13 protein-coding genes and 1 tRNA gene are annotated in these 13020 nt (G+C 67.4%); 8 read left to right on the top strand and 6 right to left on the bottom strand.

Translation table 11 applies throughout. The features are described from left to right. Position 1 precedes the first annotated feature (1 nt). Entirely contained in the window at positions 2 to 640 is a 639-nt protein-coding gene (locus ACWAT3_RS03095; RefSeq protein ID WP_460795774.1) for an MBL fold metallo-hydrolase, read from the bottom strand. Between the two features lie 152 nt (positions 641 to 792). On the opposite strand from ACWAT3_RS03095, the gene ACWAT3_RS03090 reads away from it, so the two are divergent. After that, positions 793 to 865: transfer RNA gene (locus ACWAT3_RS03090), tRNA-Glu, on the top strand. 172 nt (positions 866 to 1037) lie between these two features. On the opposite strand, the gene ACWAT3_RS03085 is transcribed toward ACWAT3_RS03090, so the two are convergent. The 5 genes from ACWAT3_RS03085 to ACWAT3_RS03065 form a co-directional block, all read right to left on the bottom strand. After that, complete coding sequence (locus ACWAT3_RS03085) at positions 1038 to 2288, bottom strand: MFS transporter (RefSeq protein ID WP_460795772.1); 1251 nt, start codon at positions 2286 to 2288, stop codon at positions 1038 to 1040. Position 2289: 1 nt separating this feature from the next. After that, positions 2290 to 2826, bottom strand: a complete 537-nt coding sequence (locus tag ACWAT3_RS03080; RefSeq protein WP_460795771.1) for an ArsR/SmtB family transcription factor — start codon at positions 2824 to 2826, stop codon at positions 2290 to 2292. Between the two features lie 59 nt (positions 2827 to 2885). After that, positions 2886 to 3974, bottom strand: coding sequence for a DUF4349 domain-containing protein (locus ACWAT3_RS03075; RefSeq protein ID WP_460795769.1), 1089 nt, complete (start codon positions 3972 to 3974; stop codon positions 2886 to 2888). Next, a complete protein-coding gene (locus tag ACWAT3_RS03070; protein WP_460795767.1) occupies positions 3971 to 4528 on the bottom strand; it encodes an RNA polymerase sigma factor in 558 nt (185 codons plus the stop codon). Before ACWAT3_RS03070 ends, ACWAT3_RS03075 begins: the two co-directional genes overlap by 4 nt. A 70-nt stretch (positions 4529 to 4598) precedes the next feature. Continuing rightward, positions 4599 to 5228, bottom strand: a complete 630-nt coding sequence (locus tag ACWAT3_RS03065; RefSeq protein ID WP_460795765.1) for a TIGR00645 family protein — start codon at positions 5226 to 5228, stop codon at positions 4599 to 4601. Between the two features lie 193 nt (positions 5229 to 5421). Between ACWAT3_RS03065 and ACWAT3_RS03060 the strand changes: the two genes are divergently transcribed. From ACWAT3_RS03060 to ACWAT3_RS03030, 7 genes are all read left to right on the top strand, one after another. After that, positions 5422 to 6438: a TerC family protein gene (locus ACWAT3_RS03060; RefSeq protein WP_460795763.1), complete on the top strand. Its 1017-nt coding sequence runs from the start codon at positions 5422 to 5424 to the stop codon at positions 6436 to 6438. Between the two features lie 161 nt (positions 6439 to 6599). Then, positions 6600 to 8057: a 3-isopropylmalate dehydratase large subunit gene (leuC, locus tag ACWAT3_RS03055; RefSeq protein WP_460795762.1), complete on the top strand. Its 1458-nt coding sequence runs from the start codon at positions 6600 to 6602 to the stop codon at positions 8055 to 8057. 2 nt (positions 8058 to 8059) lie between these two features. After that, positions 8060 to 8695, top strand: coding sequence for a 3-isopropylmalate dehydratase small subunit (gene leuD / locus ACWAT3_RS03050; protein WP_460795761.1), 636 nt, complete (start codon positions 8060 to 8062; stop codon positions 8693 to 8695). Between the two features lie 74 nt (positions 8696 to 8769). Continuing rightward, entirely contained in the window at positions 8770 to 10134 is a 1365-nt protein-coding gene (gene murA, locus ACWAT3_RS03045) for a UDP-N-acetylglucosamine 1-carboxyvinyltransferase (RefSeq protein ID WP_460795759.1), read from the top strand. 5 nt (positions 10135 to 10139) lie between these two features. Further along, positions 10140 to 10895: a lysophospholipid acyltransferase family protein gene (locus tag ACWAT3_RS03040; protein ID WP_460795757.1), complete on the top strand. Its 756-nt coding sequence runs from the start codon at positions 10140 to 10142 to the stop codon at positions 10893 to 10895. Continuing rightward, positions 10885 to 12027: an NAD(P)H-dependent glycerol-3-phosphate dehydrogenase gene (locus ACWAT3_RS03035; RefSeq protein ID WP_460795755.1), complete on the top strand. Its 1143-nt coding sequence runs from the start codon at positions 10885 to 10887 to the stop codon at positions 12025 to 12027. Before ACWAT3_RS03040 ends, ACWAT3_RS03035 begins: the two co-directional genes overlap by 11 nt. Then, the gene (locus tag ACWAT3_RS03030) at positions 11927 to 13015 is read left to right on the top strand and encodes a D-alanine--D-alanine ligase family protein (protein ID WP_460795754.1); all 1089 of its coding nucleotides are present in this window, start codon (positions 11927 to 11929) and stop codon (positions 13013 to 13015) included. The genes ACWAT3_RS03035 and ACWAT3_RS03030 overlap by 101 nt, the downstream gene beginning before the upstream one ends. The last annotated feature ends 5 nt before the right edge of the window (positions 13016 to 13020 follow it).

The raw sequence follows: 13020 nt of genomic DNA, 5'->3' as shown, positions 1-13020 counted from the left end.
GTCAGAGGTCGAGCGACTCGCCGGGCTCGAGCACGAAGAACTCGCCGCCGTTCTGCTCGGTCGCCCACTGCAGACGCTGACGATGCATGTTCTTGCCGATGACAGACAGGGTCATGTCGTGCACGCCGAACGCGCGACGCGGCTTGACTGCGAGCACGAAGTCCATGGCCTCGCCGATCTTGAGCCAGGGAGCGCCGAGCGGTGCGGCCAATGCATCCACTGTGATGTCCTCGGGAACCGCGTACGAGTCGCCGGGGTAGTACAGCCCGTCGTTCACGAGCACACCGACGTTCTGGATCTGGGGGAGCGACGCGTGGATCACGGCATGCTCGCCGCCGAAGAAACGGAGCGTGAAGTCCCCGGCGGTGACGGTGTCACCGGGGCCTATGACGGTGATCTCGAAATCGGCCGCCGCGGCCGCGACGCCGGCGGGGGCGAAGATCGGCGTGCCGGGAGCTGCGCGCAGGATGCGACTGAGGTGCTCCGGTGTCCAGTGGTCGGGGTGCTCGTGGGTGATGACGACGGCAACGACAGCTGTGAGCTCGTCCAGCGGCGTCGTGAATGATCCTGGGTCGATGATCAGAGTGTCGCCGCCCTCGTCGATGCGGAGGGTGGCATGTTCGAACTTCGTGACGCGCATGGGATGAGTCAACTCCGTCCGGTCGCCGTCGGCAAACCCGGTTTCGTCGCGCCACGCCCGAGATCCCCGTCGGTCCTGCCTCGATTTGGCGGAGGGAGAAATGCCGTGGCATACTTGAACGGTTGTCGCGGGACGGAAACGCTCCGCAAGACGGCCCCATCGTATAGCGGCCTAGTACGCCGCCCTCTCACGGCGGTAACGCGGGTTCGAATCCCGCTGGGGTCACACAACACCGAGAACCCCCGGCTTTCGCCGGGGGTTTTCGCGTATCCGGTGTCGTCGCGCTCGTTCACTTCGTTGGAGAAACAGGCGGCGTCGGACCGAAAGCATGCACTGCGTCCGACCGCGGGATCTCTCCGACGCACGCGCGCGGAACGGCAAGCGCGGCGTCGCCCACTCATTCGGCGGGGTCGGGCGCGCGCAGGGTCATCCGACGGAACGCCGGATTGCTCAACGGCACGATCATGAGCAGGGCCATCGCGCCGCCGTACAGCGCGAACGGCATCCACAGCGGCAGGATGCCGGCCAGTCCGCCGAACGCGGCCATGGCCACCGGCATAAGGCAGTCATCGCCCAGACGGAGGATCGATCCGAGCCGCCCGAGGAAATCGGGAGCCGCCGTCGCCGCGAAGGTGGCGCTGAGCAGCGCGGACGCGAAACCCGCCGTGAGACCGATCATCAGAGCGCCCGCTCCCACGATGAACGGTGAGCCGATGCCCAAAGCGATGATCCCCGCACCCTGCACGATGAGCGCCAGGAAAGCGCCGCGTGCCTCGTGGCGCGGCCGCCACTTCACGACCGCGAGCGCTCCGATCATCGCGCCCCCGCCGACCAGTGCCTCCAAGATCCCCACGGCACCGGCGCCCCAGCCGTGCTCGGTGGCCTGCAGAGGGATGCCGATGGCGATCGCCGGTCCGACGGCGAGGTTCAGGCCGGACAGTGCGATGACGAGCGTCCGTGTGGAGCGCTCCGTGCGCAGGTGACGGAACCCGTCTGCGACGCCCCGCAGCACGCTCTGCTCGGTCGACGCGCGCGGCAGCGCGAACCGCGGTCGCATCCACAGCACGATGAAGACGATGACGATCGTGTACGTCAGTGTGTTGATCGCCGCGCTCCCGGCGATGCCGAACAGCGCGACGAGGAAGCCGCCGGCAGCCGAACCCGCCATGGTGCCCAGGCGGGACAGTGTCTGGCTCAGCGCGGAGTAGGCCGGCAGGTCGGCCGGAGCGACGAGCTGGCGCGGCATCGTGCCGGCGGCCGGTTCGAAGAACGCATCGCACAGGCCGAAGGCGACGCTCGCGATCAGCAGCAGCGCCACGGTGGGCGGCGTCGCCAGACACCAGATCGCGACGGATACGAGCACGAAGACCCGGAGCACGTTGAAGATCACCATCAGCCGTCTGGCGTTGCCTCGGTCGGCATAGGCGCCGCCGATCAGCAGCACGACAGCCCGCGGTACAGTGCCGGCGGCGATCACGAGTCCTGCGACGGCCGGTGACGCGATCTGCACGGCCGTCCACGCGAACGCGATCGTGAAGATCGCATCGCCGGCATCCGACAGCGCCTTCACGACCAGCCAGGTCTGCACCATCCGGTCACCGCGGAAGGCTGGCGGCTGCCGCAGCATCCGCGGTTCGGCCGTCGTCACCTCACACCTCCGTCGGGAAGCCGTGCGCGAAGAAGAAGACCGGCAGGCGCTCCTGGCCGTCCTGCAGATCGATCGACGCGCGCCAGTCGTCCAGCATCGCGGTCAGCCGCTGTCCGAGCTCGCGCAGCTCGGCGGGCGTGGCCCAGTTCAGGCTGTCCGTTGCGAATCCCTCGACATCGCTGTCCCGTGAGACGCGGTGCCAGCGCTGCAGCAGTTCGAGCTGATGGCGCACATTGGCTCGCTGCGCTTCGCGCGCCATCAGCGCATCGGCGGGGGACTCGAAATCGGACTCCGACCAAGTGATCGTGCGCCGTGCGAGCCTCCACCAGCTGGTGCGCTTGTCGCCGGTCGGATCGTCCGCCTGCTCGACGATGCCCGCTTTCTGCAGCATCCGGAGGTGGTGGCTGATGCTGCCGACCTGGGCCTCGAAGCCGCGTGCCAGCGTGCCGACCTGGGTTGATCCGTGCAGGTGCAGGTAGTCGATGATGCGCCGGCGCAAGGGGTGATGCACGGCGGTGATGACGCTGATCTCTTCCACGCAGGCAACGCTAGGCGTGAAGTGTGAAACTCACAAGAGTTCTTGTATACCCCGGAAAATCAGCGTTCCTGTGATACGCGATCGCGTCGGCGCGCCCGGCGGATGAGCCAGATGATGACGAACACGACTGCGGCCACGGCGATCCAGGGGAGCAAGAACCCGAGGGAGATCACGAGCGCGTTCATCGACGCGATCAGGCCGTTCCAGCCCGCCATCAGACCGTCGGAGAAGCCGGCCGGGTCCGCCTTCGCGGTCGTCGCCTCCGGCACGAGTTCGACTTGCAGCGATGACATCGCGACCTGATCCTCGAGCGCCGCCAGCTGCTGCTGGTACGACTCGAGCTCGGCCTGGCGGTTCGTCAGGGCGACCTCGGCCTCGATGAGCTCCGTGACGGACGCGGACTGCGCCATCAGATCGGTCAGGCGCGTCACGGAGGCTTCGAGCGTCTCGATGCGCGCCCGCAGATCGATCGCGGTCGTGGTGACGTCCTGCTTCGTGAGCGAGGAGGACTGCACCGCGCCGACGTCGCCGAGCTGAGCGATGACGGCGGTGAGATCGGCCGAGGGCACCCGGATGCTCACCCAGCCGTAACCGTCGACCGGAGGCACCGGCATGGAGACGTCGGCGCCTTCGGTCGCAGACGCCTTCGAGACGCTCGTGCTCTCGACGTACCCGCCGTGCTCCTCGGCGATGTCGCCGATCGCGCTGACGGATGCCGCCACATCCGGGACTTCGACGATCGCCGACGCGGAGGCGATGATCTCGCGGTCCGCGTCGACCTCCGTACTCGTCTGGAGCTCCGTATCGACGGATCCGACATCCTGCGTCGCACTCTCCGGCTGGAGAGCCGAAGATTCCGGCCCGATGTCGGCCGCAGACCCAGCCGACGAGCTCATGTCCGCACCCTGGTCGGCCGTGGTGGATGCCGGGGCCACGGCGTTCAGGATCGGGGGAGTGATCAGGATGCCGAGCGCGAATGCGGCGGCGATCCCGACACCGGTCATCCAGCGGCGACGCCGCCGCCGCGCGCGTGCGGATGCCGGTGTGACCCGTGACGGTTCGTCGGCGATCCGATCGAACACGGCATCCTCGATGCGGGCCACGGCTTCGTCCGACAGCTCGGGAAGAGCGGTGCTCTGCTCGTTCATGCGTCTCTCACTTCCTGGACGGCGCCACGCAGCTGCGTGCGCACTCGGGAGAGACGGTTGCGAACGACCGCGTGGCTGACGCCGAGCTCGTCGGCCGCGGCCTGGTAGGCGTAACCCTCGGTCGCGCACAGCCGGAAGATCTCGCGATCGAGATCGCTCAGCGTGCCGATCTCGGCGGCGATGCGCTCGGCGAGCTCCGCCGAGATGACCTGGTCCTCCACGTTCACCGTGTCGACGATCGTCTCGTCGGGGGCGTCTGCGGTGTGGTCGCGGTCGCGGATCCGTCGGCGCAGACGATTGGCCGCCTGGAAGCGGCAGATCGTCGCCAGCCACGGCAGGATCGAATCTCCCACGAGCTGGAGCTTCGGAAGCTTGCGCCAGGCGACGACGAACGTCTCCTGGGTCACATCCTCGGCATCCACGACCGATCCGAGGATCCCATGGGCGATCCAGTAGACCGGGCGGACGTGCGCGCGGTAGATCGCGCGGAAGGCGCTCTCGTCACCTGCCGCGGCCCTGGCCGCCCATTCCTGGTCTTCCGATCGCTCAGACATCCTGCTCCGTTCGGTGTCTCTCACCTCGGAAGTGTCGAAGGATGCCCCATCGTCTCAGATCGATCTGGGATCAGTGGGCGGCCTCGCGATGCGCGGCGATCGCGGTCTGCTGCGACATCCGGTCGATCCAGGCCAGCGCGAGGGCGGAGACGATGAAGACCATGTGGATGACGACCTGCCAGAGCACGCCCGTCGGCGTGTAGCTGCCGATCTCGGTCTTCGTGCCATCCGCGTCCATGTTGCCGACCGCGATGAAGGTCTTCAGCAGATGGATCGACGAGATGCCGATGATGGCCATCGCGAGCTTGACCTTGAGGACGTTCGCGTTGACGTGCGAGAGCCATTCCGGCTGATCGGGGTGGCCGTCGGTGTTGATCCTGGACACGAACGTCTCGTACCCGCCGATGATGACCATGATGAGCAGATTCGCGATCATGACGACGTCGATCAGCCCGAGCACGCTGAGCATGATCGTTGCTTCATCGATGTGGGTGAAGTCGCCGAAGACGTCTTCGGCGATCAGATGCCACAGCTCGACCATGAAGACGATGACGTACACCACCTGGGCGACGATCAGGCCGAGGTACAGCGGCGCCTGCAGCCAGCGGCTCACGAAGATGAGCGACGCGATGGCCCTGGCCCAGCCGTTGCGCGGGGTGGTCTCGAGCGGGTCGGCGGAGGTGTCGATCTGGGAGGTCACGGCGACTATTCCATCACGTCCGGCCGGCCGGTCGAACCTCCGCTAACATGGATATCTGCGAGAGGGAGTATCCCGTCTTCGCACCCTCGTCATCACGAGCATCGAAAGCGCTGCTCCGGGGGTGCGGCGCACATCGTGCGAGGGAGAGACTTTCGGTCCTTTTCCCTACCCTCTCGAAAGGTGCCGTGCGCCCTTGAACATCCCCGTCTGGTTCGAGGTCACCTCCCTGGTGGTCCTGACTCTCATCCTCATCGGAGACCTTCTGCTGGTGCGGCTGCGACCGCACATCCCCTCGACGAAGGAGTCCTCCCTCTGGGTGGCCTTCTACGTCGGACTGGCGCTCATCTTCGCCGTCCTGCTGTACTTCATTGCCGGCGGGCAGTTCGCGGGCGAGTTCCTCACCGGCTGGGCTCTCGAGTACAGCCTGTCGATCGACAACCTCTTCGTGTTCGTGCTGATCATGGCGCAGTTCGCGGTGCCGCGTCGCCTGCAGCAGCAGGTGCTGATGGTCGGCATCATCATCGCGCTGGTGCTCCGAGGGATCTTCATCCTCCTCGGCGTCGCGATCATCGACAACTTCTCGCCCATCTTCTACCTGTTCGGCGCCTTCCTCATCTGGACCGCGATCCGACAGGCCATGCCGGAGGGCGACCACGAGGGCGAGGCCAAGCGCGAGAACTTCATCGTTCGTCTGCTGCGCCGGCGCATCGACATCAGCGACGAGTACGACCAGGGCAAGCTCCGCACCGTCGTGGACGGCAAGCGGATGTGGACGCCGATGATCATCGTGTTCGTCGCAATCGGCGTCACCGACCTGATGTTCGCGATCGACTCGATCCCGGCGATCTTCAGCATCACCCAGAACAGCTTCCTGGTGTTCACGGCCAACATCTTCGCCCTGATGGGACTGCGCCAGCTCTACTTCCTCCTCGGCGACCTGCTCGACCGGCTGCGCTACCTTCACTACGGCATCGCCGTCATCCTCGGCTTCATCGGCATCAAGTTGATCCTGCACGCGATGCACGTCAACGAGCTGCCGTTCATCAACGGCGGAGAGCACATCGAGTGGGCGCCGGACATCCCGATCTGGCTGTCGCTGACGGTGATCGTGGCGTCGATGGGCGTCGCGACGATCGCGAGCCTCGTCGCATCCGCGAACGAGAAGCGCCGCGCCCCGGAGGAGCTGCACCCCGAGCCTCCGACGCACTGACCCGGCGTCACAGGACAGAGCCACCTGTCGCAGCGGTGTAAACTGACCGCATGCGGCAGGTTGTGCTCCTTCTTAGCAGCCGCGACGAGACCTCGATCTAGGCCTTTCTCGTCGCGGAGTCCAGCGTGGGCCGCCCTGCGAATCCCGGAGACGAAAGACGCATGACCATCGACGCTTCAGACATTCCCGCCCGCCCGCGCACGCTCGCCGAGAAGGTCTGGGATGACCACCTCGTCGTCAAGGGCGAGAACGGCGAACCCGATCTCATCTACATCGACCTGCACCTGGTGCACGAGGTCACGAGCCCGCAGGCCTTCGACGGGCTGCGTTCCGAGGGGCGTCCGCTCCGCCGCCTCGACCTGACGATCGCGACCGAGGACCACAACACCCCGACGCTCGAGATCGACAAGCCGATCGCCGACCTCACCAGCCGCACGCAGATCGAGACGCTGCGTCGCAACGCCGCGGAGTTCGGCGTACGGCTGCACTCGCTCGGTGACGCCGAGCAGGGCATCGTGCACGTGGTCGGTCCACAGCTGGGCCTGACGATGCCGGGCATCACCGTCGTGTGCGGCGACTCGCACACCTCGACGCACGGCGCGTTCGGCGCGATGGCGTTCGGCATCGGCACGAGCGAGGTCGAGCACGTCATGGCCACGCAGACGCTGCCGCTCAAGCCCTTCAGGACAATGGCCATCACGGTCGAGGGCGAGCTGAAACCCGGCGTGAGCGCCAAGGACATCATCCTCGCCGTGATCGCGAAGATCGGCACAGGTGGCGGGCAGGGCTACGTGCTCGAATTCCGCGGCAGCGCGATCCGAGCCCTCTCGATGGAGGGCCGCATGACGATCTGCAACATGTCGATCGAGGCAGGCGCACGCGCAGGCATGGTCGCGCCGGACGAGACGACCTTCGCCTACGTCAAGGACAAGCCCCACGCGCCGCAGGGCCAGGACTGGGAGGATGCCGTCGCCTACTGGCGGACGCTGCCCACCGACGAGGGCGCCGTCTACGACGCAGAGGTGTTCATCGACGCGAACGAGCTCGAGCCGTTCGTCACCTGGGGGACGAATCCCGGCCAGGGCAGCTCGCTCTCGGCATCCGTGCCGGATCCGGCCGGCATCGCCGACCCGAACGAGCGCGCCGCCGCCGAGCGCGCACTGGAGTACATGGCGCTCACCCCTGGCACGCCGCTCAAGGACGTGCCGGTGGATGCCGTGTTCATGGGCTCCTGCACCAACAGCCGCATCGAGGACCTGCGCGCCTTCGCATCGATCGTGAAGGGGCGCAAGAAGGCCGAAGGCGTGCGCGTGATGGTCGTACCGGGCTCGGCGCGCGTGCGTCTGGAAGCCGAGGCCGAAGGCCTGGACAAGGTGTTCATCGATTTCGGCGCCGAGTGGCGCTTCGCCGGCTGCTCGATGTGCCTCGGTATGAACCCGGACCAGCTGGCTCCGGGGGAGCGCTGCGCGTCGACATCCAACCGCAACTTCGAAGGCCGGCAGGGCAAGGGCGGACGCACCCACCTCGTGTCCCCGCTGGTCGCCGCGGCCACGGCCGTGCGCGGCACACTGTCCAGCCCGAGCGATCTGTCGCCCGCCGACGAACTGATCGGAGCCTGATCATGGAGAAGTTCACCACCCACACCGGGATCGCGGCTCCCCTCAAGCGCTCGAACGTCGACACCGACCAGATCATCCCCGCGGTCTTCCTGAAGCGGGTGACCAAGACCGGGTTCGACGACGCGCTGTTCCACGCCTGGCGCCAGGACCCGGAGTTCGTGCTCAATCAGGACGCGTTCCAGGGAGCATCCGTGCTCGTGGCCGGAGCCGACTTCGGCACTGGGTCGAGCCGTGAGCACGCCGTGTGGGCGCTGCGCGACTTCGGCTTCTCCGTCGTGCTGAGCCCGCGCTTCGCGGACATCTTCCGCGGCAACGCCGGCAAGCAGGGGCTCCTCGCCGCCACCATCTCGGAGGAGGACCTCGAGACGATCTGGGCGCTGATCGACGAGGAGCCGGGCCGCTCGATCACGGTCGACCTCGAGGCGCGCACCGCCACGATCGGCCCTGCGGCAGGCGCGGGGCAGCCGACAGGCGGAGAGGCTGTCTTCCAGGCCAGCATCGGCGTGGACGATTACACTAGATGGCGGCTCCTCGAAGGGCTCGATGACATCGGGCTCACGCTGCGCAACGAAGAGAAGATCGCGCAGTTCGAGGCCCGTCGCGAATCGTGGCGGCCACGGACCATCCCCGCTCGCTGAACGGGGACCGTGAGCCCGGGGCATCCGCCCCAGCGGCACGCGCCGTGATCCGTGGAAATGAAGTGAGGCCCCGAATGACGACACCCCTGCGCGACGTACTCCAGGACGGCCTTCCCGCTCTGAGCGGAGATGTCATCGCCATCCGCGGAGGACAACCGCTGCGGGGACGCGTCGACGTGAAGGGCGCGAAGAACCTCGCCACCAAGGCGATGGTCGCCACGCTCCTCGGTGAGACCGCCAGCACGCTGCGCGATGTGCCCGATCTCAGTGACGTCGCCGTCGTGCGCTCGCTGCTCGAGGTCCACGGCGTGCGCGTCGAGGAGGGCGACGAACCCGGTTCGCTGATCTTCGACCCCAGCGGCGTCGAGTCCGCCCACATGGAGGAGATCGACGCGCATGCCGGTGCGTCACGCATTCCGATCCTGTTCTGCGGACCCCTGCTGCACCGGCTCGGTCAGGCTTTCATCCCCGACCTCGGCGGGTGCCGCATCGGCGACCGTCCGATCGACTTCCACCTCGACGCGCTCCGCAAGTTCGGCGCCGTGGTGGAGAAGCTGCCCAGCGGCATCCGCCTCTCGGCTCCGCAGCGTCTGCACGGCGCGAGCATCCACCTGCCGTACCCGAGCGTCGGTGCGACCGAGCAGGTCCTGCTGACGGCCGTGCGCGCCAAGGGGACGACCGAGCTGCGCAACGCGGCCATCGAGCCGGAGATCATGGACCTGATCGCCGTGCTGCAGAAGATGGGCGCGATCATCTCCTACGAGCCGAACCGCGTCATCCTCATCGAAGGCGTGGAGACGCTGCGCGGGTACGACCACCGCTCGATCTTCGACCGCAACGAGGCGGCCTCCTGGGCCTCCGCTGCGCTCGCGACCGACGGCGAGATCTTCGTCGGCGGTGCGAAGCAGCAGGAGATGCTGACGTTCCTCAACGTCTTCCGCAAGGCCGGCGGATGGTTCGACATCCAGGAGGACGGCATCCTGTTCCGCCGCGGCGGGGACCTGCAGCCGGTCATCGTCGAGACCGATGTGCACCCCGGTTTCATGACGGACTGGCAGCAGCCGCTCATCGTCGCGCTGACGCAGGCCGAGGGTCGATCCATCGTGCACGAGACCGTCTATGAGAACCGGTTCGGGTTCACTCAGGCCCTCGTCAAGATGGGCGCCGACATCGTCGTGCACCCGCACGGTCTCCAGAACGGACCGCGTCGCGTTCCGCGTCGCGAACTCGAGCAGGCCGCCGTCATCACGGGGCCGACGCCCTTGCACGGTGCCGACATCGTCGTGCCGGACCTCCGCGGCGGCTACAGCCACGTGATCGCCGCGCTGACGGCATCCGGCCAGTCGCAGGTCTCCGGCGTGGACATCCTCAGCCGCGGCTACGAGAAGTTCCTGGACAAGCTGCACGCCCTCGGCGCCGACTTCGACGTCGTCCGGTGAGCGCCATGGGCTCCCGGTCACCCGAGAAGTCCCGCCCGAGCCTGTGGTGGCTGCTCGCGGCCATCGTCCTCCCGTTCGTCTCCTACCTGTCGAAGATGACCTTCGTCGGCAAGGAGAAGCTCCCGAAGGACGGCGCGTTCGTCCTCGCGCCGAATCACTATTCGGAGTTCGATCCGCTGATCGTCGCGGTCGCGGTCTGGCGCATCGGGCGAGCCCCCCGTTTCATGGCCAAGGAAAGCCTCTTCCGCGTGCCGGTTGTCGGCGCCGCGCTGCGCGCGACCGGCATGATTCCGGTCGCTAGGGCCGCCTCCGCGGCCGCAGCCAAGCAGACCATGGTGCAGGCCCAGGAACTGGTCGAGCACGGGCGGGGTGTCATCGTCTACCCCGAGGGAACCCTCACGCGCGACCCTGAGCTCTGGCCGATGCGCGGCAAGTCCGGTGCCGTGCGCCTCGCGCTGGCCGGCGACATCCCGCTCATTCCGATGGCCCAGTGGGGCACTCAGGAGATCATGGGCCGCTATCAGAAGGGCCTGAAGCTGTGGCCGCCGCGCAAGCCGGTGCAGGTCATGATCGGCGACCCGATCGATCTGTCGGATCTGAAGGGGCGCGCCGGCGATCAGACGGCCCTGAACGAGGCGACCAACCGGCTCATGGACGCGATCACCTCGTTGCTCGAGCAGGTCAGGAACGAGAAGGCTCCGACGCAGCGTTGGAATCCCACGGACCACGGCCAGAAGGAGACCGGTCGCCTTGACTCCTAGACGCACACCCGCCGCAACGGGACCCAGGGTCGTCGTCGTCGGCGCCGGCAGCTGGGGCACGACGTTCGGGAAGATCCTCGCCGACGGCGGTGCGGCGGTGACCATGTGGGCACGCCGTCCGGAACTCGCTCTCGAGATCGCCGAGGCGAAGCGCAACTCGCGCTACCTCCCCGGCATCAACCTGCCGCGCACGATCAACGCCACACATGATCTGGCGAAGGCGCTCGACGGGGCGGATCAGATCTATCTCTCGGTCCCCAGCCAGACGCTGCGCGAGAACCTGAAGACGCTGCGGCCGCTGGTGGAGAACAGCTCGGCGCCGATCATCAGTCTGATGAAGGGCGTCGAGCGCGGCACCGGACAGCGCATGAGCCAGGTCATCGAGCACGAGCTGGAGTGCGACCCCGCGCGCATCGCCGTGGCATCCGGACCGAACCTCGCGCTCGAGATCGCTCGGGAGCAGCCCACAGCGGCCGTGATCTCGTCGACCAGCCAGGAGACCGCCGAGATCGTCGCGCGCGCCGCGCGCAACGCGTACTTCCGCACGTTCGTCAACACGGATGTGATCGGCACCGAGTTCGGCGGCGTGCTGAAGAACCTCATCGCGGTCGCGATCGGCATCGTCGACGGTGTGGGGTACGGCGAGAACACCAAGGCGTCGATCATCACGCGCGGTCTCGTGGAGATGACGGATTTCGCCGTCGCCTACGGCGCGCAGCCGGAGACGCTGCAGGGTCTCGCGGGGCTCGGCGACCTGATCGCCACGTGCCAGTCGCCCCTGAGCCGCAACAACACCGCCGGCCGTCTGCTCGGACAGGGCTACGGCTTCCAGGACGTCGTGACGCAGATGCAGCAGACCGCTGAGGGTCTCGCCTCGGTGGCGCCGATCCTGCAGCTCGCGCACGAGGCCGACGTGGACATGCCCATCGTTCAGCAGGTGAAGATGGTGCTCGACGGCACCATGAACCCGCGCGACATCGCGCCTCACCTGACGACCGACGACGACACCCCTCAAGGGGAGAGGACCAATCATGGCAAAGCAGACGGTGGCGGTGCTCTTCGGAGGGCGTTCCAGCGAGCACTCGATCAGCTCCGCGACGGCGGGCGGAGTGCTGAACGCGATCGACCGTGACCGTTTCGACGTGATTCCGGTCGGGATCACGCGCGAGGGGGCGTTCGTGCTCGAGGAGGACGAGCCGGCCAAGTTCGCGCTGGATGCCGAGAAGCTTCCCGAAGTCGTCGACAACGGCACGCGCGTGCGCTGGCCGGAGCCGAACGGCGACCGCACGCTGCGCGTCGTGCACGCGGACGGCGAGGTCGCAGCTCTCGGTGAGATCGACGTCGTGCTGCCGCTGCTGCACGGACTTCACGGCGAGGACGGCGCGATCCAGGGCTTCTTCGACGTCCTCGACGTGCCGTACGCCGGGTGCGGCATCCTGGACTCCGCGGTGTGCCTGGACAAGCACTTCACCAAGCTCGCCCTCACGGCGGCCGGGATCGCCGTGTCGCCGGGGATCACGGTGCGACGCGCCCAGTGGGCAGCGGATCCCGAGTCGATCCGCGCGCAGATCGATGCGCTGGGGTCTGTGGTCTTCGTGAAGCCGGCCAGCGCGGGCTCGAGCGTCGGGGTGTCGCGCGTCGACGACGGGGAGGGACTGGACGCGGCACTCGAGCTCGCCTTCCACGAGGACGACAAGGTCCTGGTGGAGGCGCGGGTCGAAGGCCGCGAGATCGAGGTCGGCGTTCTGGCAGGCCGCAACGGGGACCGTGCGCGGGCATCGCTCCCCGGTGAGGTTGTTCTCACCTCGCGCAGCTTCTACGACTTCGAGGGGAAGTACCTGGGCGGCGACGGCGTCGAGATCGTCTGCCCCGCGCACATCGACGATGCCGTGATCGCGCAGCTGCAGGACGCCGCAGTCCGCGCCTTCGAAGCCGTCGACGGCAAGGGCCTGGCGCGGGTGGACTTCTTCGTCACGGCGGAGGGCGAGCTCATCGTGAACGAGCTGAACACCATGCCGGGGTTCACTCCGATCTCGATGTTCCCCAAGTGCTGGATCGCTTCGGGGCTCAGCTACGGCGAGCTGATCACCGAGCTCATCGAAGCGGGTCTGCAGGACTGAGACGC

The organism is Microbacterium sp. GXF0217 (genome assembly GCF_054798195.1).
The sequence above is the reverse complement of the archived record's forward strand: the minus strand, read 5'-3'. Positions and strand labels throughout refer to the sequence as shown.